Source organism: Acidicapsa ligni, from assembly GCF_025685655.1.
Taxonomy (GTDB): domain Bacteria; phylum Acidobacteriota; class Terriglobia; order Terriglobales; family Acidobacteriaceae; genus Acidicapsa; species Acidicapsa ligni.
The window spans coordinates 121,860-144,334 of the sequence record NZ_JAGSYG010000007.1 but is presented as its reverse complement, the minus strand read 5'-3'; the positions used below and the strand labels follow the sequence as shown (position 1 = coordinate 144,334).

The 22,475-nt window shown below is 56.2% G+C and carries 21 protein-coding genes; 12 read left to right on the top strand and 9 right to left on the bottom strand.

The features are described from left to right. Positions 1–133: 133 nt before the first annotated feature. The 3 genes from OHL19_RS20320 to OHL19_RS20310 all read left to right on the top strand — a co-directional run bounded on the left by OHL19_RS20320 (position 134) and on the right by OHL19_RS20310 (position 4,364). On the top strand, positions 134–1,198 hold the full coding sequence (locus OHL19_RS20320; RefSeq protein WP_263359666.1) for a sensor histidine kinase: 1,065 nt from the start codon (positions 134–136) through the stop codon (positions 1,196–1,198). 119 nt (positions 1,199–1,317) lie between these two features. After that, positions 1,318–2,190: an SDR family oxidoreductase gene (locus OHL19_RS20315; RefSeq protein ID WP_263359665.1), complete on the top strand. Its 873-nt coding sequence runs from the start codon at positions 1,318–1,320 to the stop codon at positions 2,188–2,190. 92 nt (positions 2,191–2,282) lie between these two features. Then, complete coding sequence (locus tag OHL19_RS20310; protein ID WP_263359664.1) at positions 2,283–4,364, top strand: M13-type metalloendopeptidase; 2,082 nt, start codon at positions 2,283–2,285, stop codon at positions 4,362–4,364. A gap of 130 nt (positions 4,365–4,494) precedes the next feature. Here OHL19_RS20310 and OHL19_RS20305 read toward each other — a convergent pair whose 3' ends face one another. From OHL19_RS20305 to OHL19_RS20290, 4 genes are read right to left on the bottom strand one after another with little or no spacing between them, the layout of a single operon-like run. Further along, a complete protein-coding gene (locus OHL19_RS20305; protein ID WP_263359663.1) occupies positions 4,495–5,214 on the bottom strand; it encodes a zinc-binding dehydrogenase in 720 nt (239 codons plus the stop codon). Positions 5,215–5,219: 5 nt separating this feature from the next. Beyond that, positions 5,220–6,890: a ParB/RepB/Spo0J family partition protein gene (locus OHL19_RS20300; RefSeq protein ID WP_263359662.1), complete on the bottom strand. Its 1,671-nt coding sequence runs from the start codon at positions 6,888–6,890 to the stop codon at positions 5,220–5,222. A gap of 37 nt (positions 6,891–6,927) precedes the next feature. After that, positions 6,928–7,344 carry a DUF6908 domain-containing protein gene (locus OHL19_RS20295; RefSeq protein ID WP_263359661.1) on the bottom strand — a complete coding sequence of 139 codons (417 nt, stop codon included), beginning with the start codon at positions 7,342–7,344 and terminating at the stop codon, positions 6,928–6,930. Continuing rightward, a complete protein-coding gene (locus OHL19_RS20290) occupies positions 7,344–8,330 on the bottom strand; it encodes an ArdC family protein (protein ID WP_263359660.1) in 987 nt (328 codons plus the stop codon). Before OHL19_RS20290 ends, OHL19_RS20295 begins: the two co-directional genes overlap by 1 nt. A 266-nt stretch (positions 8,331–8,596) precedes the next feature. Between OHL19_RS20290 and OHL19_RS20285 the strand changes: the two genes are divergently transcribed. Next, positions 8,597–8,827 (top strand): hypothetical protein, encoded by a 231-nt coding sequence (locus tag OHL19_RS20285; RefSeq protein ID WP_263359659.1) that lies wholly within the window; start codon positions 8,597–8,599, stop codon positions 8,825–8,827. Continuing rightward, a complete protein-coding gene (locus tag OHL19_RS20280) occupies positions 8,817–9,737 on the top strand; it encodes a hypothetical protein (RefSeq protein ID WP_263359658.1) in 921 nt (306 codons plus the stop codon). Before OHL19_RS20285 ends, OHL19_RS20280 begins: the two co-directional genes overlap by 11 nt. Positions 9,738–9,773: 36 nt before the next feature. On the opposite strand, the gene OHL19_RS20275 is transcribed toward OHL19_RS20280, so the two are convergent. The 4 genes from OHL19_RS20275 to OHL19_RS20260 form a co-directional block, all read right to left on the bottom strand. Then, a complete protein-coding gene (locus OHL19_RS20275; protein ID WP_263359657.1) occupies positions 9,774–10,730 on the bottom strand; it encodes a hypothetical protein in 957 nt (318 codons plus the stop codon). 58 nt (positions 10,731–10,788) lie between these two features. Further along, the gene (locus OHL19_RS20270) at positions 10,789–11,718 is read right to left on the bottom strand and encodes a DUF4238 domain-containing protein (RefSeq protein ID WP_263359656.1); all 930 of its coding nucleotides are present in this window, start codon (positions 11,716–11,718) and stop codon (positions 10,789–10,791) included. Between the two features lie 63 nt (positions 11,719–11,781). Continuing rightward, positions 11,782–12,120, bottom strand: coding sequence for a hypothetical protein (locus tag OHL19_RS20265; RefSeq protein ID WP_263359655.1), 339 nt, complete (start codon positions 12,118–12,120; stop codon positions 11,782–11,784). 119 nt (positions 12,121–12,239) lie between these two features. After that, positions 12,240–12,758 carry a hypothetical protein gene (locus OHL19_RS20260; RefSeq protein ID WP_263359654.1) on the bottom strand — a complete coding sequence of 173 codons (519 nt, stop codon included), beginning with the start codon at positions 12,756–12,758 and terminating at the stop codon, positions 12,240–12,242. Between the two features lie 196 nt (positions 12,759–12,954). On the opposite strand from OHL19_RS20260, the gene OHL19_RS20255 reads away from it, so the two are divergent. Genes OHL19_RS20255 through OHL19_RS20245 form a run of 3 tightly spaced genes read left to right on the top strand, consistent with a single transcriptional unit; the run spans position 12,955 to position 18,702 of the window. Further along, positions 12,955–13,968, top strand: coding sequence for a DNA recombination/repair protein RecA (locus OHL19_RS20255; protein WP_263359653.1), 1,014 nt, complete (start codon positions 12,955–12,957; stop codon positions 13,966–13,968). After that, a complete protein-coding gene (locus tag OHL19_RS20250) occupies positions 13,965–15,476 on the top strand; it encodes a DNA polymerase Y family protein (protein WP_263359652.1) in 1,512 nt (503 codons plus the stop codon). Before OHL19_RS20255 ends, OHL19_RS20250 begins: the two co-directional genes overlap by 4 nt. After that, entirely contained in the window at positions 15,469–18,702 is a 3,234-nt protein-coding gene (locus tag OHL19_RS20245; RefSeq protein WP_263359651.1) for an error-prone DNA polymerase, read from the top strand. The genes OHL19_RS20250 and OHL19_RS20245 overlap by 8 nt, the downstream gene beginning before the upstream one ends. A gap of 37 nt (positions 18,703–18,739) precedes the next feature. Here the strand turns inward: OHL19_RS20245 and OHL19_RS20240 are convergent, their stop codons facing one another. Beyond that, on the bottom strand, positions 18,740–18,955 hold the full coding sequence (locus tag OHL19_RS20240; protein ID WP_263359650.1) for a DUF2188 domain-containing protein: 216 nt from the start codon (positions 18,953–18,955) through the stop codon (positions 18,740–18,742). A 114-nt stretch (positions 18,956–19,069) separates the two neighbouring features. Here OHL19_RS20240 and OHL19_RS20235 point away from each other — a divergent pair, with 114 nt between their 5' ends. The 4 genes from OHL19_RS20235 to OHL19_RS20220 are packed head-to-tail and all read left to right on the top strand — an operon-like array spanning position 19,070 to position 22,360. After that, entirely contained in the window at positions 19,070–19,456 is a 387-nt protein-coding gene (locus OHL19_RS20235) for a hypothetical protein (protein ID WP_263359649.1), read from the top strand. After that, complete coding sequence (locus tag OHL19_RS20230; RefSeq protein WP_263359648.1) at positions 19,449–20,570, top strand: HigA family addiction module antitoxin; 1,122 nt, start codon at positions 19,449–19,451, stop codon at positions 20,568–20,570. Before OHL19_RS20235 ends, OHL19_RS20230 begins: the two co-directional genes overlap by 8 nt. Before the next feature lie 2 nt (positions 20,571–20,572). Further along, on the top strand, positions 20,573–21,145 hold the full coding sequence (locus tag OHL19_RS20225; protein ID WP_263359647.1) for a hypothetical protein: 573 nt from the start codon (positions 20,573–20,575) through the stop codon (positions 21,143–21,145). A 42-nt stretch (positions 21,146–21,187) separates the two neighbouring features. Beyond that, positions 21,188–22,360: a hypothetical protein gene (locus tag OHL19_RS20220; protein ID WP_263359646.1), complete on the top strand. Its 1,173-nt coding sequence runs from the start codon at positions 21,188–21,190 to the stop codon at positions 22,358–22,360. The last annotated feature ends 115 nt before the right edge of the window (positions 22,361–22,475 follow it).

Below are 22,475 nucleotides of genomic sequence, written 5' to 3'. Positions count from 1 at the left end.
GACACAAGTTCGAAGGAATGGATACGCGTTCGGTTCGTGTCTAAGGTGTTATCAATTTAGGAATAGTGTACCGCACGTTCGGTACGGTAAATTACGTTACAACCTTCAGCGAATTACTCGGTTGTGGAGGAGCATGATGCCGGTTACGGCCCTCGGAAGGATTTCGTTGGTACAAACCGGCGATGCCACACTCGATGCTCCGGCGACATCAGTGGTGGAGGCACGCCTGGAAGACGAGTGTCGTTCGGGCCAGAATTCAATTCAGCCATCTATGGAAGACCAGGACATGGATTTCTCTGATTCCAGTGACCTCCACGCGCAAATCGACTGTTTTCCCCCGCCAAACCAAAATGCCTTCCAAATATCGATGACGCGCTCAGGCATAGAGAACGAAATTGCTCGACGGGTAGCCGAGCGGACGCGAGAGCTCGAAATCTTGAATCAACAGCTCATAGAGGAAATTCGGACGAGTTGCATCGGGGCTCTGACGGCATCGGTCGTGCATGAGGTAAATCAACCGCTCTCCGGAATCATTACTAATGGAAACATTTGTGTCGGCATGTTGGACGATTCGCCACCCAACATTGACGGCGCAAAGGATGCTGCACGGCGAATCATCCGCGACGGAAATCGTACCTCAGAAGTACTTGTACGACTGCGAAAGCTATTCAGTCGCAAAGGACGAGTCGCTGAGTCGGTTGATCTGAACGATGCTATCCGCGACGTCATTGACCTTTCTTTAGCCGATCTCCGGAAAAGCCAGATTGTGTTGCGCCAAGAGCTCACGGATACCTTACCTCAGATCACTGGAGATCGAGTTCAACTGCAGCAGGTGATCCTGAATTTGCTGCGCAACTCTGTCGACGCACTAGCCACTGCCGATGATCAGGTACGCACCATCGTCGTCCGTACGGAACATGACGGCGAATATGTCTGCATGTCCGTTGAAGATTCCGGGACCGGATTCGATCCTGAATTTGCAGATCAACTCTTTGAATATTTCTTTACAACTAAGCCCGATGGGATGGGAATAGGACTCTCCATCAGCAGGTCGATCATTGAGCTCCACAATGGAAAGCTGTGGGCGATAAATAATAATGCTAGAGGCGCCACCTTTGGGTTTCGGATCCCTATAATCCAACCGCGGCCAACCAACGGCAAAACCGGAGTCTCCGGACTGGCCAGAGTAATTCCTTAGCTGACGCAAGAAATTCACAGCTTCATTGCAGGAACATCACAAAGCCACAGCAACAATGTTCGGGCGCAACCCCTGAAATAGATTCCGGCGCGACTTGTGCCACAGAAAGGTAAAAAACAATGAATTCCGATTCCACTATTCTTGTCACTGGCGTTAGCGGAATGATCGGTTCAGCGATCGCAAAACAGCTTCTGGATAACCAAATGCCGGTTCGTCTATTCACCCGAGACGCAAACAAGCTTAAAGGTTTTTCCACTGCGGAGACAGTGGAAGGCGACTACCGGGATATTCCATCACTCGATCGGGCCTTTGCCGGAGTGCGCGCGGCCTTCATTGTCTCTGGCTCCTCTGCTCCTGGCGATAGAGCCAAGCTTCACCGCAATGCATTCCAAGCGGCGCGACGAGCTGGGGTCCCATATGTGATCTATCTGTCATTTCTTGGAGCCGCTCCTAATTCGAAGTTTCCCATGTCCCGCGACCACTACGAGAGTGAACAGTATCTAAAGGAAACCAGCATACGGCACACCATTTTGCAAGACAGTTTTTATTCAGATCTAGCGCCAAAGATGTTCGACAGGAGTGGCGTAATTAAAGGCCCTGCCGGAGATGGCAAGGTTTCCTGGGTGGGGCGGGATGAGATTGCCGAAGCGGCGGCAACTCTTCTGTCCACCGAACACGACTTCATCGGGACCTTTCCAATGACAGGGCCATCAGCTCTATCCCTCGCCGAAACCGCTGAGGTGCTGTCGGATATCACGGAACGTCAGCTTCGATATCAGGAAGAATCGATCGAACAGGCTTACACATGGCGTAGAACACTCGGCGCTTCCGAATGGGAGGTTGGGGCCTGGGTAGGTTCTTACGAGGCGATTCAAGCTGGCGAAGTCGCTTACGTCGATTCCTCACTTGGTGCCATCCTCGGCAGGCCCACGAGCGACTTAGCATCTTATCTCCGCGCCCGTTCACATCTTTGGCACGGACTTGTCGGCTAAGTTTAACAGAACGTCTGTAATCACACGGAGCAAGGCTGCTTTATGCGTCGGCGAGTCCACCGTGGGGCTCAACGATTGACCAGGAACGATTTATGTCTTTTGAACGACTGTCGGCATCAATGACTTGCTCCGCCAGAAACCGGCTACTCATCAAATTCTGTTCGTTATGTCTCTTCTCTGCCGTCGGGTCCGCACAGCAGTTGCAGCCGTCTGCCGGAACACTTCGCCCGCTGGACCCACGCGTAATGGATCTTGGAGCGGATCCATGTGTGGACTTCGCGAAGTTTGCCTGCGGTAATTTCAACAAGCTCTATCCCATTCGTGCGGACGAAATGGAGTCCAGCCCCGGCGCGAGTTCAGGCGCACAGATCCGAGCGGCTCTAAAAGGGATTCTGGTGAATGACGCATCCCCGGGAGAGCACACTCCAGAAGAACGTTTGCTGGGCGACTATTACACGGCATGTATGGATGTCGACGCAGTCGATGCCAAAGGGCTAACGGCGCTGAGGCCTCTGTTGTTGGCTATTGATGCGTTCTCGGACAAAAGCCAGTTGCCCGCGTTGCTCGCGGAAATTCAGATGGTGCAAGGCGATAGCTTCTTTCGCGTGTACGCCTTCGCCGACGAACTGCACGCCAACCAGACGATCGCCGTGGTGGACCAGGCAGGCTTTGGTTTGCAAACCGGCGAGAATTACATGTCGAAAGATGCCAAGGCCGTCGCTCTGCGGCAGCAGTATGTCGCGCATATCGCAGCGCTTCTGGCGTTGTCTGGCAAGAACGCACAACATAGCCGGGCAGTGGCGGAAAACATTGTCTCGCTTGAAGTACAGTTGGTAGGGAAATTCCCGGAGCCCGCAATTCGCCGCGATCCGGTAGCTCGTTACCATGCGTTTACGTTGGATGAGCTTGAGCATCTCACACCTGCTTTGGGCTGGAGGAAGTACTTTGCAGGAATTGGAGTTAAGTATCCAATCAAAATCAATGTGTGGTCTCCTGCTTATATTCAACGTGTGGAGGAGGTGATCAACACCTCGAACCTTGAGACTCTGCGCTCGTTCCTGCGGTGGAGAGTATTGTCCTCCATTCCCGGTGTGGACTTACCGGTGGCCCTAGACGACGAGAAGTTCTCCTTTGAGGGCAGGATAATGTTGGGGATGAAACAACAGGCACCGCGAGAGCGACGATGCTTGTCATCCATTACTTCAGACATTCCAGGCCCTGTGTCCAGCGCAGTCATTCACCAGATGTTCTCTGCGGACGAGATCCGATCCGTTGATCAGATGGTCGCGCAGGTTGAAGCCGCGCTGACACACGAGATCGATGGCCTTTCATGGATGGGCCCGGACACAAAGTTACAGGCAAAACGGAAAGTTGACGCGATTACCAATAACATTGTTCGGCTCGATCCGTGGAATGGATGGTCGGCTGTCACCGTAACCCAAAACGACCCGCTCGCGAACTATTTAAAAGCGGCGCAGCTGAATGCACAGCGGACCTTTCAAAGGATCGGCCAGCCAGCCGATAAGACAGAACTCGCGATGAGTCCTATCTATTCAGGTGCCTATTGGACGAACTCTCGCTTGAGCATGAATGTGAATGCCGGTTCGATTCTACCGCCGTCCTACGATGCAACCAGTACAATCGCCACTAACTACGGTCATCTCGGTGCGGTCATTGGCCATGAGATCACCCACGGATTCGATAACTCTGGCGCTCATTATGATTACACCGGCAGCCTGGCTGACTGGTGGAGCGCCGATGACAAGCGGAAGTTTGATGAGAAAGCCTCCTGCTTTGTACAGGAATACTCAAACTTTGCAGAAGGTGATCTCCACGTTAATGGGGAGCTTACCTTGGGCGAGAATATTGCTGACAATGGAGGGCTTCGGCTTGCCTACCTGGCAATGCTGGAAGCTGTGGCCAAAAAACGTATCGCTCTTGCCGATAGAGCTGACGGCTTCACCCCCGAACAGCAATTCTTTATTGCCTTTGGGCAGGAATATTGCGGAGCTACTCGCCCGGAACGCGAAAGAGTCCTCATGTTGACAGATCCGCACTCTCTCGACCAGTTCCGGGTGAACGGATCGGTGCAGAACATGCGTCAGTTTGGGAACGCTTTCTCCTGTAAGGTGGGACAACCCATGATGCCTGCGAAGACTTGTCAGATCTGGTAGCCCTAACCAATTTGCGTCCTCTTGTGGCTATGTCACCGAAGAGGATCTTTCTGGAGACACCTGGCAATGGATAAGCGTTTCTGTGTGTTTCGGGCGGGCCTGAAACACACAGAAACGTGAATCGAGCGAGTCAGGCCGTCAGGACGACCTTGCCGACGTTTCCCTTTTCCGCAAATGCCTGAGCTTCGGCAGCTTCAGCCATCGGAAAGGTCTTTTCGATAGGCAACACAAGCTTTCCGTCGCGGACTGCAGTTCCATAGTGGACATAGGCCTTTGGGTCGGGCGCAGAGCTAATGGCCTTGACCGTAACTTTGAACTCAGAGGCGTTCGCTGGTGCCGATGTCACCGTTGCGAGGAAGCCGCCGGGTTTCACTTTGCCGATGATTTTCGTCGTAACTGTTCCGCCAACTGTGTCGGCGACCGCGTCCAACACTGGAAGTTTCGCGATCGCGGCGTCATCATTCACATCAATCGCTTCGGTTGCGCCCGCCTTGAGGGCTTCGTTGATCTGGGCCTTGCGGACACCCGCGATGACTTTAGCTCCGATCTCGAGCGCGGAAAACAGTGCCATACGTCCGACGCTCCCCACGGCACCCGTTAGTAGAATGGTCTGTCCCTTTTCAACCTTCGTGGCGCGAATCAATTGATCTCCGGTTGTCGCGACCAAGGGAAGGGGGAACGTCGTCCTGCCGCGCAGCCAGCGAGCGGAGGCCGGAGAGAAGGCGGGATGAGAGTCCGGGAGAAACCAAAGCGGTTTCTCCCGGCGCGGCGCGGAAGCGCCGTTGTTGTGCCAGAAGAGAAACTCCGGACAAGCTGTGATTGAGCGAAATGGGGGCGTCGCCGCTCCCATTTCGCTTACGCCGCCTTCTGCTTCTTGGCAGGGCTTTTTTTCTGAGGAGTCTTGACGAGCTTGGGCGTCTCCTTAGATTTGCTCGCACTCTTTGGCTTGGAAGACTTCGGCTGTGGTGGAGCGAATACGCCCTCGGCCTCGGACAATGGGTCTGGTTCGTTTTCGCGGGGGATGCTGACGTGGTCGATGAGGGCCAGACGCAGGGCAAAGCTGGTTAGCTTGTCGTCTGCGGTGTTTTCCAGTGCGGCGAGTACGATTTCCTCGTCGGTCTGCTGTGCGTTTTCGTCGTTCCCGGCGAAGTGGCTAGCTACCTCCTCAAGGAAGCTGTACGGGTCGATGTAGACAAGCAAGCGCAGGAAGGTGCGAAGCTGCGCGGTGGTGAACATGGCTGGGGCTTGGTCGAGAATGCGCTCGAAGGTCGCTGTCCGTGCCTTGCTCAACTTCTCCCGTCGCTTCTGTTCGGCTTCGTAGTGCTTCTGTTGCTTCTCCAAATCGGCTTCGCGTTCCTCCTCGCGTCGCCGCTGTTCCGCTTCATGCTCCTTACGACGCTGTTCGTATTCCGCTTCTTGCTTACTGACACGAGCAGCCGTGGCGGGATCATGCACCGGGCATTCGTCATCGGTGCAAACGGTGATGGTTTTTCCGGCATGGCGTCCGAAGACGATCAATGCGGATTTGGTGTGTTCGCACGGCGGCTCTGCGTCCGGGTTGTCGGGCGTGTCGAGTTCGCGGTAGGAGTGCTTGGCGAGAACGCCGGGGCGTTGTTCTTTCGCAGGTCGCCACGTCGTCTCGATTTGGACAAGGTGCGGATGTGCGGCCAACTCACGGTCGATGTACGCGGCAACTTTGGTCTGGTAGCAGAGACCGTCGAGGCACTGGTCGCCCTGCACATCGGAGAAGAGGGACGTATTGAAACCGCTGCGGCGGGGGCAAGTCACGCAAGCTCCGGCAGAGGTGTTTAGGGAGGTGTCCTCACGGTCGAAAGGAGCATCCGCAAGGGCGAGATAGAGGTTGGTCTCGATCCAAGCGGAAAGATGCTTGGCCGGGAGAAGATGCGGCTCTTTGTCCTGCCAGTCCTTACGCCAGCACTGCTCAAAGGCGGTAGCTTGGTGCTCCTGGGGCAGACGTGCAAGCAAGTTCGCATGGCTGGCCGTGATGCGTTCCTGCACGAAGGCTTCGGCCACCTCGGGGATGAGTTGCAAGAGAGACAGACGGGCGTAGATGTGCGATGCGCTTTTGCCAGACTTCAAGACGAGCGCGGCCACGTCATAGCCGGGCATGTCGAGCAATCGTTGGAAGCCTTGTGCCTCCTCATACGGATGCACGTCGACTCGTTGCGAATTTTCAACGAGCTGCCACTCCATTGCGGCGGCGTCGTCCAGTTCGACGATACGGGCAGGAATGGAGAAGAGTTCGGCAAGCTGCGAGGCACGGAAGCGCCTTGCTCCTGCGACGATCTCAAAGCCGCTTGCGTTGGGCCGCACGGTGACAGGCTGAATGAGGCCATGCTGCCGGATAGACTCGGCAAGCTCCTCCAACTTCGACTGATCGAAGGTGAGGCGTGGGTTGGTGGTGGACTCGTGAATCTGATCGATGGCGATGTACTGGAATGCGCTCGAATCCTGCATGATGCCCTCCTTGGGCGTGGTTGTGCTGTGAAGTTGTGGGGCGGACACGCTACCCTGTCTCCGCTCCGTGGGCGGGGAACTTGGGCTATCCGCGTATGTGTTTGTGCGGATCGAAGACTTCGGAAAATCCCTGCAAGCGCAGGTTGTTGTCCCATGTCTTCGCAAAGCGGACGTGCTGCTCATGCAACTGGAAGAGGAACACGTAGTGGTCACGGACGATGTTGCGGCTCCATTGCTCGACGGCAACGTAATCGTTGCGCCAGTACCAAGGGTCTAAGTGCGCACCTCCCGCAAAACCAAGCTCGAAACACATCTCGGGGTCACGCATGAGGTCGCCGTTCTGTTCGCCGTAGTGCGCTACGGAGATAGCGGGGAGTCCCATCGGTCCCGACTCGTCCATCGCCTCGATGACAAGCTCCATATATGGGGCGTTGTCGATCTTGAGATACAGGCCGGGGTGCCACCCTCCGGCCTTCTTGAGAATGTCGAGGATGGTCTGCATTAGGCCACCTCCGCAAGTTCCGCCGCTACATGGACGGGCGACTGCAACACGGTGACGTTGGCGGCGTATTCTTCTTCCTCTTCCGCAAACGTGGTGCCGAGGATCGAATCCACCGCTCTTTGAGCATTGGCGGCGGCGTGAACGATGAGGCGGTTATCCTCTTCCAGCTTGGAAATCCAGCTCTGGATATAGGCGGTGGTGTTGCGGTCGGTGTGTTCGTCTGCAATCTCCGCGATGGCGCAAAGGAAGGCCGCGCCCATCTCGGCTACCAGTTCTTCCTTGCTGTAGAGGTCATCTCCGAAGCGGTCGCCAAAGGTGCGATTCAAGCGGCTTTCGTGGCCTGTGCTGTGGACTAGCTCGTGAAACAGGGTGCTGTAGTAGTGGGGGGCATCCACGAAGCGGGAGCGGACGGGCATGTGGACGGAATCGGTGCTTGGCCGGTAGTAAGCGCGGCACTCGGTCGCACTGGTCAGATGAAGGCCGGGGCGGTTCTCCCATCCGGTAACGATGGCTTCGCACGTCTCGTCCGCGTCGATCTCCGGGGCGGCGGTGGGCTGCTCGATGATTTGCGGGAGCGTGAGGCCGTCGCACTGCTCGACGTTGAAGACGGTGTAGTAGCAGAGAACAAAGGGGGCGCGGTCGTCCGCTTCGCGGATGCTTTCGTCTTCCTTCCTACGGTCACGTAGCTGTTTGTAAAAGACAATCTGCGTCCCTTTCTCTCCCTTGCGGACGGTGCCTTTTAGCTCCTGCGCTTGTTTGAAGGTGAGCCAGAAGGGAGAGTTATAGGGACTGGACCAAAGCAAAAATACGTTGATGCCGCGATACGGTTTCCCGGTACGGAAGTTGCGCGGGAACGGGCCTCCGATAAAGTGTGGGGTCTGCCACGGCTTCTCCCACGGAATGACGCCAGCCTTAAGGCTGGAGAGAATGCGGTCGGTGACGGTCTGGTAGATGTTCGGTCTGCGGCTGGTGCTTGGCTTCTTCATCGCTTGCTTCTCCCTCGTGGTTGCGGTTGCTGTTGCACGTCCGCGTTGAAACGCGGCATGTACATGCCGAACGCCTCCTGGCGAAGGTGGGGGGTAGCAAGTGCAAGCCGAGGGGTATCCCCACCCGGAGCAAGGCGGAGGGCGGAGCGCAGCGGAGGTCTGCACAAGCGAAGCGCGGAAGATTGGGGAGTGGCTTGCAGGCGCGAGGGGCGAAGCTCCCCTTAGCAGCTTTTGCTTGTTCTACCCGGTGGGGCGTTGCGGGGAGGGTGGACCTCCCCGCTGAGGAGGGTGGCGAAAGACGCTACGCGGCTGGAGACAAGGGAGGAGACGTCCTCCATCAGATTCAGCTTGAGCAGGCGTTTGTCCGTTGGTGTGGGGAAATGATCTCCGTCAATCGACGCAAGGTGATTCTGATAGCTTCGCCGCAGCTAACAGAGCATCGCGACGTTCCACCTGGAAGTCATGGAAAAGTGCAGAATGGAGCCTATGGACGATAAAGCAGCCATGCGTTCCGTGATCGACGAAGAACTCAAGAAGCTCGTGAAAGCGAATCAACGGGTCATCGCAGCGCAGGAAACTGCGATGAATCTCTCCGCATTGCAGAACATTCCTGCGATACAGGAGATTCAAGCGGCGGCGGCGGCCTTTGCGCGGCTGGCATTTGAAGTCAAACAAACCATTGATATGTATATGGAACCAATCGCATCGTTCTTTGAAACGATGCGGGCCGCGCAGGTTCGTGTCGGGCAATGGTTAGTTGACCATCGTGAGCAGATCGATCAGATGGCACAGGCTTTGCCGCGTATCCAAAAGGCTCTTGAAAGCTCCGGTGAGATCGGCCATCTCGGTTGGACAGTGACCGAAGATATGGGGCTTTCTGTCATCCTGCATCTTTCCGAATGTCCGGACGCAGAGGCGGCGAACGCCTATATGCTGACGTATTACGAAGAAACGGACGCTGCCCTGCAAGGTATCGAAGAGCGGCTGAAACGAGTTGAATGTCTCAACCTTTTTTCGACCGGGCTGGAACAGTCGTTCGTCTCTTTCCGAAACGAGCAATATGCGCTCGTGATTCCATTGCTGGTCTCCGTACTTGAACATGCACTTCGACAACTGGATGCACCGCGTCCGTTTCCTTCTACGGATATGACGAAGACCGTCCGGAAGAGGTACAAGGAGATTGGCGAACAAGGGGAGATCGCTTTTGCGATGAAGTCCGTTGTCTCATTTACCGAAGATCACTACGAGCAGTACAACGCGCAGTTCAGTGGGAAGGTTGGCATTCGGCGAAAAGGCATTATGCACGGACTACAAGTTCCGCCCAACGAGCGTATTGAAGCAATTCGGCTCTATCACGTCATCGATACGATCGTGAGCTTGTATGAGCCGGTTGCTTTTCTCCAGTGAGCAAAGAGAGGGGAATCACCCACACTACCGAGGATCCTATTCCGCCGGGGAGGGCTCCGGCTTCTTGTCCGGCTGGTTGAGCCTTTTCATGCGCTCGACGAACTTATTTCGCTCCGTCATGTCTGCCCTGAGCTTTGCGAACACGTAGTCAAAAACCGCCGATGTATCGTCGGCAATCGCTATACATTCTTCCTCGCTCAGACCGTGGATGCCTTTGCTGACTAGGCTGTAGAGCGTTGCCAGAGGGTTATAACTGCCGACCAGAAGTGTATCCGGGAAAACTGTGCTGGCGTATTGCAGTTTGTCCTCAAATCGCGTGTAAACCGTCGAGTCGGCCGCCTTCCTGATTGCGGCAACCGTTGCTTCATCCAACTGATGCGATTCTGCCACTTCAGCGGCAAGCTCGATCAGCTCGTTCGTCTTGTCCTCCACCACGCGCCGGATATAAGTCGCTGCCGCTAGGCCGAAGCCATTGTTTCGGCAAACGAGGGCACGACGGTAGAATTGAGCCGCATCCTCGCCGAGGTTGCGCTCTAAATCCTTGGGTAAGACTACGGATGGAGCCGGGTACTGTCCAACCTTCATCACTTCCGTGACCACATCCACGCTGGCCGGAGGGGTCGAGGGTCTGCTGGACATTCCGGTTCCCAGTCTTGGCCGCACGACCGTCTTGCCCCGTTGCATATCCCGATAAACGATAGTTAGCACGGAGTGCTGACACTTAATGCAGATGTAGGAACATGATTTTAGGTCGTAGTCGGCAGGTCGAGCGCCCCTCTCGCTACCAGAACCAACTACAACGACTTCATCGGTTCTAACCCAGCTTGTTTCTTTGCCGCACTTTTCGTGCCAGCAATCGAAGCTGATTTCCCTCGGCGGATAAAAGCTGATTGGCACCTTTACGTAGAGAGGTGCCTTTGTGACGAACTCTTCTGCTGTCATCGGTTTCTTCTTCGATTCATCGCCCTTTGGCGTCGCCTGCCCACCTGCCATGTCCTATCTGCGCCTCGACAGAATCGTAACAGGAGCGGAACGCCACACGATGCACCTGCTACGAACCAGCCTGTTTCCGCATCTCATCCCACTCAGCTTGCTCGCGCAAAGCCTTCTTACCCGCTTCTGTGTTTTCCCATGCGTCTGTCGGTAGTTCGCGCTGAACGAACCACTCTGGACGAGAGATGCCTTTCCAAGAAACGAATTCCTTCTCCGCGAACGCCCTGATCCGGTGATTGGCATGTTCAACGAAGAACTGACCGACTTCTACATAGGGCTCGAACGTATGGTGTGAGAACATCAGCATGAGTTGCGGAGTGAGCGGCATCGTTACCTCTATATCGTTTTGCATCAAACCAGGGCTGCGATAAAAAGGCGGCATGGTATGGGCCTTTGGGTTGTACCAAGAGCAGGGCGCATCAGAGGTGATGAAGCCGATGGGATCGTTGGTGACCATGATCGTCAGGTTCATTTGGAAATACAACGGCGCTTCGTTCTCAAGGCTCATGGCAAGGAAGAATTGATGAGCGTTTTTAAGTAGTGCCGCCGTCTCCAGAGACGTGTGCGGCTCTGCACCCGCCGCCTTTTCCATTGCGACCACCTGATCGTGCATCTCTTGCTGCGTCTTTTGCCAGTGTTCGCCAGCTTTGTTTGTTCGGGAGTGCATAGCTGCGGTGAACAGGCAAAGCGTCGCCCGATCAACATCGCTCAACGGGTCCCGTTTACTGATTCGGTCGCGCACTTGAACGAATTTACTCTCAAGCTCAGCGAGCGTATCTTCGATTATCAAGTTCCTCTCACCGTTCGGCATTTTGATCGTGTATTTGTCGGTAGCGGTGAAGGACTTCTCTGGCGACCGGCGAAAAGGCTCCCCTCCATCCTTGGGGATTCGCCAGATGAACGGGCTCTGACCCGGCGGTACAACCGGATCGCACCACGCTTTCAGGTAGCAGTTCGGAATGAGATGCTGTTTCTTCTGCTTAGCCACAGGAAATGATAACGCGCAGCGCTCGGCTGGACGGACTGCACTGAGAGGCCCGTAGTACGCAGCTTATCCAGCTATACGAGCCCGATCCAAAGCCATGTCGAAGAACCTGTGGACTAACAGCCGCTCGTCAGACTTCTCCGCGCTCTTGTAATCGAATGAGCTGAGGACGTTCAGCAGGGTACACCCGGCCAGCAGAAGTTCGCGGATCAGCACCTTTTCATCCTTACGGTGCGATTCGGAGGATCGGTATAGGAAATCGATGCGGCACTGTTTTTCCCCACGCAGATACTTGATGGCCTCACCTACGCAGAAATCAGTAGGCGCATAAAACTGAGCAGAGTGATAGTCCCCAACCCGGCCGAGAAGCCGCCGCGTCTGCCCGACGTAGAGGGGAATCCTCAAGCCGTCGTACTCGACGACGAGGGCGTAGACATGAGTATCTCTGGCGCTTGTAATCGAGTCAGCACAGGCGCTTCATTCCACGGACACAAACTCTTTGAGTAGATGCTCCCAATCCCGTCTCATGCCCGTATCGTAATCTCTACCGCCTCGACCGGGACGTTGAAGGCCATAGCGAGGCCATGCTTCGCCTCGGAGATCGTTAGCGGCTTCGTCTTGGGTGGGTGCGAGGCTGTTGTATCGACTGCCTCTGCTTCGCCGCTCTCTTCGCCAGGCATTGCCTTCCACTTCAGCTTCTTGGGATCGATGCCCAGGTCCGCCACAGAGCCATACCGAACGGGGTTGCGGTCGCCCTTCTTCCACAGCTCGGGCACGTTGATGAGCGCGTACTCGGAGAAGCGGACCATCCAGCGAAGCGGTTCCTCGGGTGAGGGCACCACATCGCGCACCTTAGCAATGAGGAACCCCGAGCGGTGATCTTCATGCCCGTCGCCCCAGGCCGCCCTCGTGTTCCGCGTGCAAACGATGTAATTCATCTGCCGTGCATGTCCCGGCACCAAGCGCCAAGCCTGGGAGCCACCCTCCCCAACCATCCGCTCAACACTACGAGCGGTCAGCACGACAACCGTGTCATTCTTCATGTAAAACACCTCTGCAATACAAAGTATCACTATTGTAAAACTTTATCAATGTATTGCGAAGTATTGCGAAGATAATATTTCTACATCATGCATAAGTCATCTGTTTCCATATTCTTGTCAAGAATTCCTCAATTTGGGAGGCGCTGGCCGCTTGCGGTTGTGAGCAGCGATAGGCGAATATAAGGCGAATAAGCTTATGTCTTCCGCCATCGCAATCCGGCTCCAGATCGAAAGCGCTCTCGCACAAAGGATTCCCTCGGCGCTGACACCCCTGCCACGAATGATCCGGCCAGTGTCGGCGACCGGAATTGCGTCGCTGGATGAGATGTTGCAAGGCGGTTTGCCGGTGGGTGCGGTGAGTGAGCTGACCGGGCCGGAATGTTCGGGCAGAACTTCGGCGGCTCTGTCCTTCGTCGCTCGCCTCACACAAGCGGGCAAGGTCTGCGCGTGGATTGATGTATCGAACGCTCTCGATCCGTCGTCTGCGGCAGCGGTGGGCGTCGATCTGGAGCGGCTGCTGTGGGTACGTTGCGGCGTGACGCACAGGAGCAAAGAGCGAAAGAGCCGGAGCTTTGCGCTTCCTGAAAGATACCTGTTGCCTACCCCAGCGAAGCAAGGTTTGCATGGTGGCGGCTTCGGCCCGCACCCGCGCAGCGAAGCCAACGGACTATCGCAGGCAGTCGGCGAGTTGTTGGCTCCCCGCTGCGCGGAGCCGCAACGCCGCGCACCGAAGAAACTGGAGACCTTCGCGCCCACGCATCAAACGATTTCCATCTCCGGCAAGCGTCCTGTACATCCTGAAAAGCCCTGGTCGCGGATCGCCGACGGCCTGCGCGCCACGGACCTGCTCCTGCAAGGCGGCGGTTTCAGCGCCATCGTGCTCGATATGGCAGGAATCGCAGGGGACAATGCCTTGCGTGTCCCGCTGAGTCATTGGCATCGCTATCGCGTCGCTGCGGAGCGGACCCAATCAAGCATCCTTCTGTTGACACAACACTCTTGCGCTAAGAGCAGCGCCGAACTGCTGTTGCACTTTCATGCGGCAGATGTGCTCCATGAAGAGACGACCGTCTTCACAGGATTCCAGCCAAAGGTGGAGGTGGTGCGGCAACGCTTCGCACCGACGAATGTCATTCCACTGCGCAAAGGGCCGCAGAACGTCCGTACCGCCTGCTGGCAGAGCCGCACGGCATGGGCAGGGCGGAGATGACCGCGCCTGTCGAACTCTATGCGTGCCTCTATGCGCGGGAGTTTCCTGCGCAGGCCCTTTTGCGGTTGCGGCCAGAGCTACATGAAAAGCCGTGCGTGGTGATGGAGGGCGAGCGTCCGACACAATTCGTCTGCGCTCTCAACGCGAGGGCGCGCTTCCTGGGACTGAAGTACGGCATAAGTGCGGCGGAGGTCGATCTGTACCGCGATGCCGCCGTGCTCTCACGGTCGCAAACGACCGAGGCAGAAGCGCGGGCCGTCGTGCTCGAATGCGCGGGCGGCTTCTCGCCGCGTGTCGAAGATCGTAGTGGGGATACCGCGATGCTCTGCGCCATCGACATTGCGGGAACGACGCATCTGTTTGGGACGCCCGAGATGCTGGCGCGAACGCTGTTGGAGCGAGCCAAGGCGCTCGGCATCGTCGCCTGCGTTACGGTGAGCGCGAACCTCCATGCGGCGGCGTGTCTTGCCAAAGGACTTCCGCCGCGTGTCTCTCTCCGGGTGATACAAGCCGGAGAGGAAGGCCGCACATTGGCGGCACTGCCGCTCACTGTGCTCGACCTCACCGAGAGACAGGCTGCCACCTTCACGCATTGGGGTATCCGCACCCTGGGCATGTTGGCGGCATTGCCGGAGAAAGACCTGATTGCTCGCATGGGACAGGCAGGCAAGCGGCTCCGGCAACTCGCACTTGGGGAGCTACCGCATCTCTTCCAGCCCATCGAGCCGGTCTTCGTGCTGGAGGAGCGCATGGAACTCGATGCGCCTTTGGAAGACCTCGAAGCCTTGCTCTTTGTCATCGCTGTTCTGCTCGACCAACTCATCGCACGGGCCAAGGCGCGCATCTTCGCACTGGCGACCGTGACGGTGACGCTGTTTCTCGACGGAGGCGCAACGCATGTGCGTACCGTGCGGCCCGCCTTGCCAAGCAACGACAAAGCATTGTGGCTTAAGCTGCTGCACCTCGATCTGGAAGCACATCCGCCGTCGGCGGCGATTCTCGCCCTGACGTTGCAGGCCGAGCCAGGCAATACCAGCAAGGTGCAACTCGGCCTTTTTTCACCGCAACTGCCGGAACCGGCGCGTCTTGATGTGACCCTGGCTCGCATCCGCGCCATCGTGGGCGATGACTGCGTGGGCCGCGCCGTGTTGCAGAACACCCACGCGCCGGAAGGCTTTCGCGTAGAGCCGTTCGCGGTGCCTTCGGGAATGTCGAACGCTCCACCGTCTACGCGGTTGCTGGCGACCGTGCGGCAGTTACGGCCAGCGGAGACGGTCACGGTCACGCTGGAGGGGCGACGGCCAACACAGTTCTACTTTCGGGGACAGCGATACACCGTAGAGCGTGCCTATGGCCCGTGGCTCATGGGAGGTGACTGGTGGAACGCTTCTCTGTGGGGGCAGGAGCAGTGGGAATTAATCGCGCGCGCTCCGAATGGCGCTCTTTGTTGCTGTCTGATGCGGGATCGCCTCGAAGACATCTGGCAGGTGACGGCGCTCTATGATTGACGGGTATATCGAGCTGCACGCGGCCAGCGCCTTCTCGTTCCTCGAAGGTGGATCGCTGCCGGAGAGCCTGGTGGAGTGCGCCGCGCATCTGGAGATGGGCGCTATGGCGTTGCTCGACCGCAACGGCGTGTATGGGTCGGCGCGCTTCCATACCAGCGCGCAACGAAACAAGATGGCCGCCCACATCGGCGCGGAGATTGCCGTATCGAGCTTCGGCTCGCGCCTCGCGCCTCCATGTTGGCTGCCGCATCCAGAGTTAAAAGAATCTGCTCGGTTGCCGTTGCTCTGTGAGTCCCGCGAAGGCTATCAGAACCTTTGCCGACTCATTACGCAGTTCAAGATGAGGGAGACGGAAAAGAGTGAAGGCGTGGCGACCTTCGATGATCTTGAACAATACGCTTCCGGCTTAGTCTGCCTGACAGGTGGCGACGAAGGCCCGCTCGCGGCTGCTCTGGTGCGGGGCGGCGAAGAGGAAGGCCGCAAGACGGTGGAGAAGTTGGTAGACATCTTCGGGCCGAAGCATGTCTATGTGGAGCTGCAACGTCATCAGGAGCGGGAGGAAGAGTGGCGCAACCAGGCTGCGCTTCGTATCGCGCGGTCGCTGCATTTGCCGGTGCTCGCAACCAATGGTGTGCGCTACGCGAAGCAGTATGACCGCGAGATTCTGGATGTCTTCACGGCCATCCGGCATCACACCACACTCGATGAAGCCGGCAGGCTTCTCTCCCTCAACAGCAAGCGCCATCTGCGTTCGCCGCGTGAGATGGCGGCACTCTTTCGGGACATTTCGACAGCGACCGCGAACAGCGTCGAACTTTCCTCCCGTTTAGGTTTCACGCTTGGCGATCTCGGCTATCAGTTTCCGCTCTATCCCGTCCCGGATGGCGAGACGATGGACAGCTTTCTCCGCAAGCGGACGGAGGAAGGTGTCCAGCGACGTTATGGGCCGAAGAACGATCCTGGCCTGATGGAGCGAGCAAAGAAACAGGTGGATCACGAGCTGGCTTTGATCGCCAAGCTGGGCTTCGCGGGCTACTTTCTCATCGTCTGGGACATCGTGCGGTTCTGCAAGGGCAACGACATTCTGATTCAAGGACGAGGCAGCGCGGCGAACTCGGCTGTCTGCTATGCGCTCGAAATCACCGCTGTCGACCCCGTGGGCATGGAGCTGCTGTTTGAACGCTTCCTCAGCGACAGCCGGGGCGAGTGGCCGGACATCGACCTCGATCTTCCCTCCGATACTAAGCGGGAGCAAGCGATTCAGTATGTGTATCAACGCTATGGCGAGTTGGGCGCGGCCATGACCGCGAACGTCATCACCTATCGGCCCAAGTCTGCGGTGCGTGACGTGGGTAAGGCACTGGGGTATGACGAGGAGTTTTTGGACAATCCCTCCAACTTCGTCGGCAACTGGGAGTGGAAGGGCGAGAACGATACGATGGCGCACCAGTTTAAGAACGCCGGCCTCGATCTGCGCCATGCGCCACACGCGAAGTTTCTAGACCTCTGTATGCGGATTCAGAACTACCCGCGCCATCTCGGGCAACACTCCGGGGGCATGGTGATCTGCCAGGGACAGTTAAACCAGATTGTTCCAGTGGAGCGGGCCTCGATGCCGGGCCGTACTGTCGTCCAGTGGGACAAGGAAGACTGCGCCGACCTTGGCATCATCAAGGTGGACCTGCTTGGCCTCGGGATGATGGCGGTTCTCGAAGATACCGAAAAACTCATCGCGCAACACACCGGCGTCAGGGTCGATCTGGCGCAGATGCCGCACGACGATGAGGTGTACAAGGTGCTGCAAAAGGCCGAGACCGTCGGGATGTTTCAAATTGAAAGCCGGGCACAGATGGCGTCCTTGCCGAAGAATTGCCCGCGTGTCTTCTATGACCTTGTGGTGCAGGTTGCGATTATCCGCCCCGGCCCCATCGTCGGTAACATGACGAATCCGTATCTCGACCGGCGGCAAGGAAAGCAGGCCATCACCTATCCGCATCCGATGTTGGAATCCACGCTAAAGCGAACGCTCGGCGTTCCGCTCTTTCAGGAACAGCTTCTCCGCATCGCAATGGTGGCGGCAAACTTCTCCGGCGCGGAGGCGGACGAGCTGCGTCGAGCTGTGGGAATGCGCCGCTCTTGGGAGCGCATGAAGAACCTCGAAGCAAAGCTGCGCGCGGGGATGACGGTCAATAAGATCGCTGTGGCGACGCAGGATGAGATTGTGCAGCAGATTAGCTCCTTCGCGCTCTATGGCTTTCCTGAATCCCATGCTGCCAGCTTCGCTCTGCTCGCTTATGCGTCGGCGTACCTCAAGGTGCGGCATCTGGCGGAGTTCACCTGTGCCATGCTCAACAATCAACCGATGGGTTTTTATTCGCCGGATGTGTTGGTGAAGGACGCGCAGCTTAAGGGCCTGCAGGTCAAAGCCATCGACGTACAGACCTCCGATTGGAACTGCACACTCGAACACGAAAGCGACGGCAGACTCTCGATGCGCCTGGGCCTGCGTTATGCCACGGGACTTCGGAGTCGCGCTGCGGAGACATTGATCGTGTCACGGGAGCGGGGTGGTTTCTTCCATACGACCGAAGACCTCGCGCTACGGGTTCCATCGTTGAACGGCGCGGAGCTGGAGCTGTTGGCGGAGATCGGGGCGCTCAACAAACTCTCGAAGGTCGCACATCGACGCGATGCACTCTGGCAAGTTACACGAGCCGCGAAGCGAGAGGGGCCGCTGCTCCGCCAGCAGAGCGAGTGGCTGCACGAGGAAGATCCATCCTCGCCGCTTTATCAGATGGACACAAACGAGCGCCTGGTCGCGGACTACGCCGGGACTGGACTCTCCATTGATAAGCATCCCATGTACCATCGGCGCGGCGAGATGCAAGCGATGGGAGTTCTATCCTCCCGAGACTTGCAGAACTGTCGCGGCGGAACATTTGTGCGGACGGCGGGTTGCGTCATTGCGCGTCAGCGTCCGGGAACGGCCAAGGGTTTCATCTTCCTGTCTATGCAAGACGAGACCGGCATCTCGAATGTCATCGTGAGTCCCGATCTGTACGAGCAGAACGAAAAGCTCGTCCGGAGAAGCAAGTTTCTCTGGGTGGAAGGGCCATTGCAGAACGACGGCGGTGTCGTCCATGTGAAAGCAACTCGACTCGCAATTTTGTTGAATGGCAAGCAGGCGCAAGGACAGCTTGACATTCAATCCCATGACTTCCATTAGAGCTTGTCACACCTTATACCGATGTGCAGATTTCAGCCTAAGAATCCTCTGGACGAAACTCCCCAGGACGACCCACGCCTGTATTACGAACGCGCCTTACGTTTGGACGGTTGTTTGGGTTCAACTCTTCGGCTCGCTTCTCGGCCTCGTGCTGTGTTGGTAAGATCGCGCTTGCCTTGGCCCCGCCCTTAGCCTTGACCTCGAACCCGCCCGCATTCGACTGTTGAACTATGTATTGTTTTTTAGTAGCCATATCCGAAATCCTACTCGTTCGCCGTAATTACGGGTGGCCTTTCGCAAAATATTCAGGCAACGCGGGAGCGGATATAAACTTGACAGCCAGGTGGCATGTGTTACCATTTTGGTAATGAATGATTCAATTCATGTTTTACCCATTGGGGACATAATGGTCGTTACGGTCAGTGATAATAAGCTGCGAAAGGCTGTAGAGGACGAAGCCACCGCTCAAAAGCAGCTTGGCGTCGACATGGCAAAGAAGCTATCTCTACGGGTTGCAGCTTTGAAGGCAGCCACATCTCTCGCAGATTTCTGGCCGCCGAAGACGCCACCTGAGCGGTGCCATGAACTGCAAGGGGCTGACTTAGGTAAGTTCACGGTCGACCTGAAGCAGCCGTACCGCCTCGTGTTTGCGCCTGTCGATGAGAAGCCCCCGCAAGACCGCTCGAACGAGCAAGAACGATGGAGCTTGATCACGAAAATCAACCTTTTGTCGATCGAGGATACCCATGAATAGTTTTTTGAATGAAGAAGTACAAGTGAACGCCGTTCCTCATCCGGGGGAAAACGTCACCGAATATTTGGAAGCGTATGGATGGTCACAAAGTGACCTTGCGAGGCGGACTGGCCTCACTCCAAAAACCGTAAGCGAAATCTGCAATGGGAAGGCTCCTATCTCTCCGGCCACGGCGCTAACCTTCGAGCGCGTGCTGCAGCGCCCGGCACATTTTTGGCTTGGGTTGCAGAGAAACTACGACGAGTTCGAGGCTCGTGCCAAAGAGCTGGCCCGGACTTCTAATTGGCAAGAGTGGGTACTCCATTTCCCACTAAAGGAAATGCGGAAGCTCAACTACACTCTTGCCAGTGGCAGATCGGATGCTGAAACGCTTCTCAACTTCTTCGGGGTGTCCTCGCCTGATACCTGGGAGAGAGTGTGGAAAGCGTCAGCCGTCGCCTATAGACAGACCCAGTCTTTCTCAGCCAGAGAGGAAGCCACCGCCGCATGGGTTCGTGAGGTGGAACTAGTAGCCCGGGGTTTGTCCCTTGCGGACTTTGATGAAGACCGGCTCTTAGGCTCACTTGGTTATTTGCGGACTCTTACACTCATGACGGCTGAGAGCATCATGGACCCGGTTCAACAAGTTTGTGCCGCAGCCGGAGTTGCAGTTGTATGGGTGCCAGCGCTCAAAGGAACTGGCATTAGCGGATGCGCGCGATGGACATCACCGAAACGCGCACTCATTGGCTTGACACTTCGCTACAAGACAGATGATCAACTTTGGTTCACTTTCTTTCACGAACTCGGACATGTGTTACTCCATCGACAGAAACGGTCTTTTGTCATTGATAACTCCGAAGATTTGAGCGATCGTTTCATCGACCCCGAGATGAGAGCTTTTGAAGCGGAAGCCGATCAGTTCTCTTCCGATGTGTTGGTGCCGCCTGCCGAGTTAGGCGCGTTCATCCGACAAAACAAGTTCACAAATGAAGCTATCCATGACTTTGCGGAAAATATTGGAGTCGGACCGGGCATCGTTGTAGGTCGCTTACAGCATGACGGCATCCTTCAGAGACACCAAGGAAATGCTCTTAAACAGAAGTTGGACTGGAAATTTGCGGAGGATATTTAGCAATGATCGGTAAAATCTTCATCACCCGTTCCGGATATGATCCCCAGCTTGGGAAACACGTCAAAGACCCATATTTGGGCGCTAACCCGACTCTGGGCGCCTGTCGGCCCGATGTGAGAAGGCAACTGAAGGAAGGCGATCACATTTTCGTGATCTCCGGCAAGATTCCCCAGGCGAATCAATTCGTTATGGGGGGCTTCGAGATCGATGCGAAGATTCCCGCCCTCGATGCATACAAGCAATTTCCAGAACTCCGGCTCCGGCAACGCGATGATGGACAACTCACAGGGAACATCATCGTGGATGACAAAGGATCGCAGCATTCTTTGGACGATCACAATTCCTTCGATAGACGAATCGTGAACTACGTTGTCGGGCGGAATCTCTTGGCACTCGATCAACCGGACGAAATTCTCAGAGGCAGGAACGAAACCCTTGATGTTCTTCAAGAGATCATGCAGAAAAAGGGATCTTCGCCGGTTGAAGTGGTCGGACGGTGGGGATCGCGTCTCCAGGAAGATCAGATCTATCGCCTGAGAGAGTGGCTGAAGACTATCAAAGGAACTCCCAACTAGGATCACTCCGTACGCGTTTTCTTGTCATTAGGAGAAGGAACGATGAATGACTATTCGCTGATCCAGGGTTCTCGGCAGAAGTCGCTTTTCCAAACTGACACGTCTGTTGTTCCGACGATCACAGACCCTACCACTTGCAATATCGTTTCTGTCGGACGACGACGGGACGGAGGAACGCGATATTGGTGTCTAACGCACAAGGCAGACGCAACCGCGAAATATGGCGTCCCTGCGGAACAGTGCAAGCGTCACCAAACCGTCACGACAGATGATGGCGAAATCTTTACCTTGGACCTCGACCTTTACCCGGGTGGAATCGCACTATGGGGTGCCGTGCCGCCTGTATATGACACCACCGAATTTGGTATCGACCGCGGTATTCACGTTCACGCTCGCCCAGCTAAAGGCGGGTCGAAGAGTATCGATCAAAGCTACCGTCGCCTTCGCGTCATCGGCAAGCATCTGGAGGAACCGGGAATCGTGATCTCGGAGCTTGAGGCGATCTATTACATGGTCTCTTCTGTTTTCCAATATCAAATGTCCCGGATTGCCTGCACTTACTGCGGCCATTTACACCTCGACAAAGACTTCTTTAGCGTTCATCCGCATCGCCGACATCTTTGTTCAAACTGCGGACAGCACTTCCAGGACTTCCAAAAAGGGGTCGGAAATCCGATTTGCGGGATACGCGAAGCATGTCAGGTTTCGTCAAAGCCGCCCATATCGCCAAACCGCCCTCTGAACATTCGTCAGGAAGATTATCCGGGAGGTCTCCAAATTTGGGGCACCAATCCGTCGTTTCTTTGGACGGGCGAAGCGACCGAGGAAGACGGAATCCATGTTCATGCATTCTCTGAGTTGGGTGCCTCGGCAACAATCGATGAAACATACTCCGAGGTGATAATCGACGGCGTCACCTTGGATCCTGTAATGGTACGCGTTCTGATGGCACAGACAGCCCTTCCTTCTCTCAAAGATCGAGTCAAATCGCTAAGCTGTCCGGCATGTGGAAGCGATCAATTTGACCGTGGCCTCGGCGCTCATACCCCTCAGGCGATCAGACCATGCTCAAGCTGTTCTACAGAGATAAAAGCCTCCGGAATCATCCGGAATGTGGTTTCAAACCCGCTCGTCGGGATTTTGGATCGTTTAGTCCTAGCAGCTCCGCGCGCTACGCAGCAACACGAGCTGGATCTCGAACCTGAAACTCTCTAGCGAATCATAAGCCCATATTATCCAGTGACAGAAGACGGCGGAACGATTGGCAACACTGTGCCTATTACCGAACTTCGGATCAGAAATTTACGCAACTTCATAAAGACGAAGCTCT

Bases quoted from the DNA above. Each gene is read 5' to 3' on its own strand.
- OHL19_RS20310 (WP_263359664.1), top strand. From the start codon at position 2,283: ATGTCTTTTGAACGACTGTCGGCATCAATGACTTGCTCCGCCAGAAAC.
- OHL19_RS20320 (WP_263359666.1), top strand. From the start codon at position 134: ATGATGCCGGTTACGGCCCTCGGAAGGATTTCGTTGGTACAAACCGGC.
- OHL19_RS20280 (WP_263359658.1), top strand. From the start codon at position 8,817: ATGGACGATAAAGCAGCCATGCGTTCCGTGATCGACGAAGAACTCAAG.
- OHL19_RS20260 (WP_263359654.1), bottom strand. From the start codon at position 12,758: ATGAAGAATGACACGGTTGTCGTGCTGACCGCTCGTAGTGTTGAGCGG.
- OHL19_RS20250 (WP_263359652.1), top strand. From the start codon at position 13,965: ATGACCGCGCCTGTCGAACTCTATGCGTGCCTCTATGCGCGGGAGTTT.
- OHL19_RS20305 (WP_263359663.1), bottom strand. From the start codon at position 5,214: ATGGGAGCGGCGACGCCCCCATTTCGCTCAATCACAGCTTGTCCGGAG.
- OHL19_RS20315 (WP_263359665.1), top strand. From the start codon at position 1,318: ATGAATTCCGATTCCACTATTCTTGTCACTGGCGTTAGCGGAATGATC.
- OHL19_RS20275 (WP_263359657.1), bottom strand. From the start codon at position 10,730: ATGGCAGGTGGGCAGGCGACGCCAAAGGGCGATGAATCGAAGAAGAAA.
- OHL19_RS20230 (WP_263359648.1), top strand. From the start codon at position 19,449: ATGAATAGTTTTTTGAATGAAGAAGTACAAGTGAACGCCGTTCCTCAT.
- OHL19_RS20220 (WP_263359646.1), top strand. From the start codon at position 21,188: ATGAATGACTATTCGCTGATCCAGGGTTCTCGGCAGAAGTCGCTTTTC.
- OHL19_RS20255 (WP_263359653.1), top strand. From the start codon at position 12,955: ATGTCTTCCGCCATCGCAATCCGGCTCCAGATCGAAAGCGCTCTCGCA.
- OHL19_RS20240 (WP_263359650.1), bottom strand. From the start codon at position 18,955: ATGGCTACTAAAAAACAATACATAGTTCAACAGTCGAATGCGGGCGGG.
- OHL19_RS20290 (WP_263359660.1), bottom strand. From the start codon at position 8,330: ATGAAGAAGCCAAGCACCAGCCGCAGACCGAACATCTACCAGACCGTC.
- OHL19_RS20225 (WP_263359647.1), top strand. From the start codon at position 20,573: ATGATCGGTAAAATCTTCATCACCCGTTCCGGATATGATCCCCAGCTT.
- OHL19_RS20295 (WP_263359661.1), bottom strand. From the start codon at position 7,344: ATGCAGACCATCCTCGACATTCTCAAGAAGGCCGGAGGGTGGCACCCC.
- OHL19_RS20235 (WP_263359649.1), top strand. From the start codon at position 19,070: ATGAATGATTCAATTCATGTTTTACCCATTGGGGACATAATGGTCGTT.
- OHL19_RS20245 (WP_263359651.1), top strand. From the start codon at position 15,469: ATGATTGACGGGTATATCGAGCTGCACGCGGCCAGCGCCTTCTCGTTC.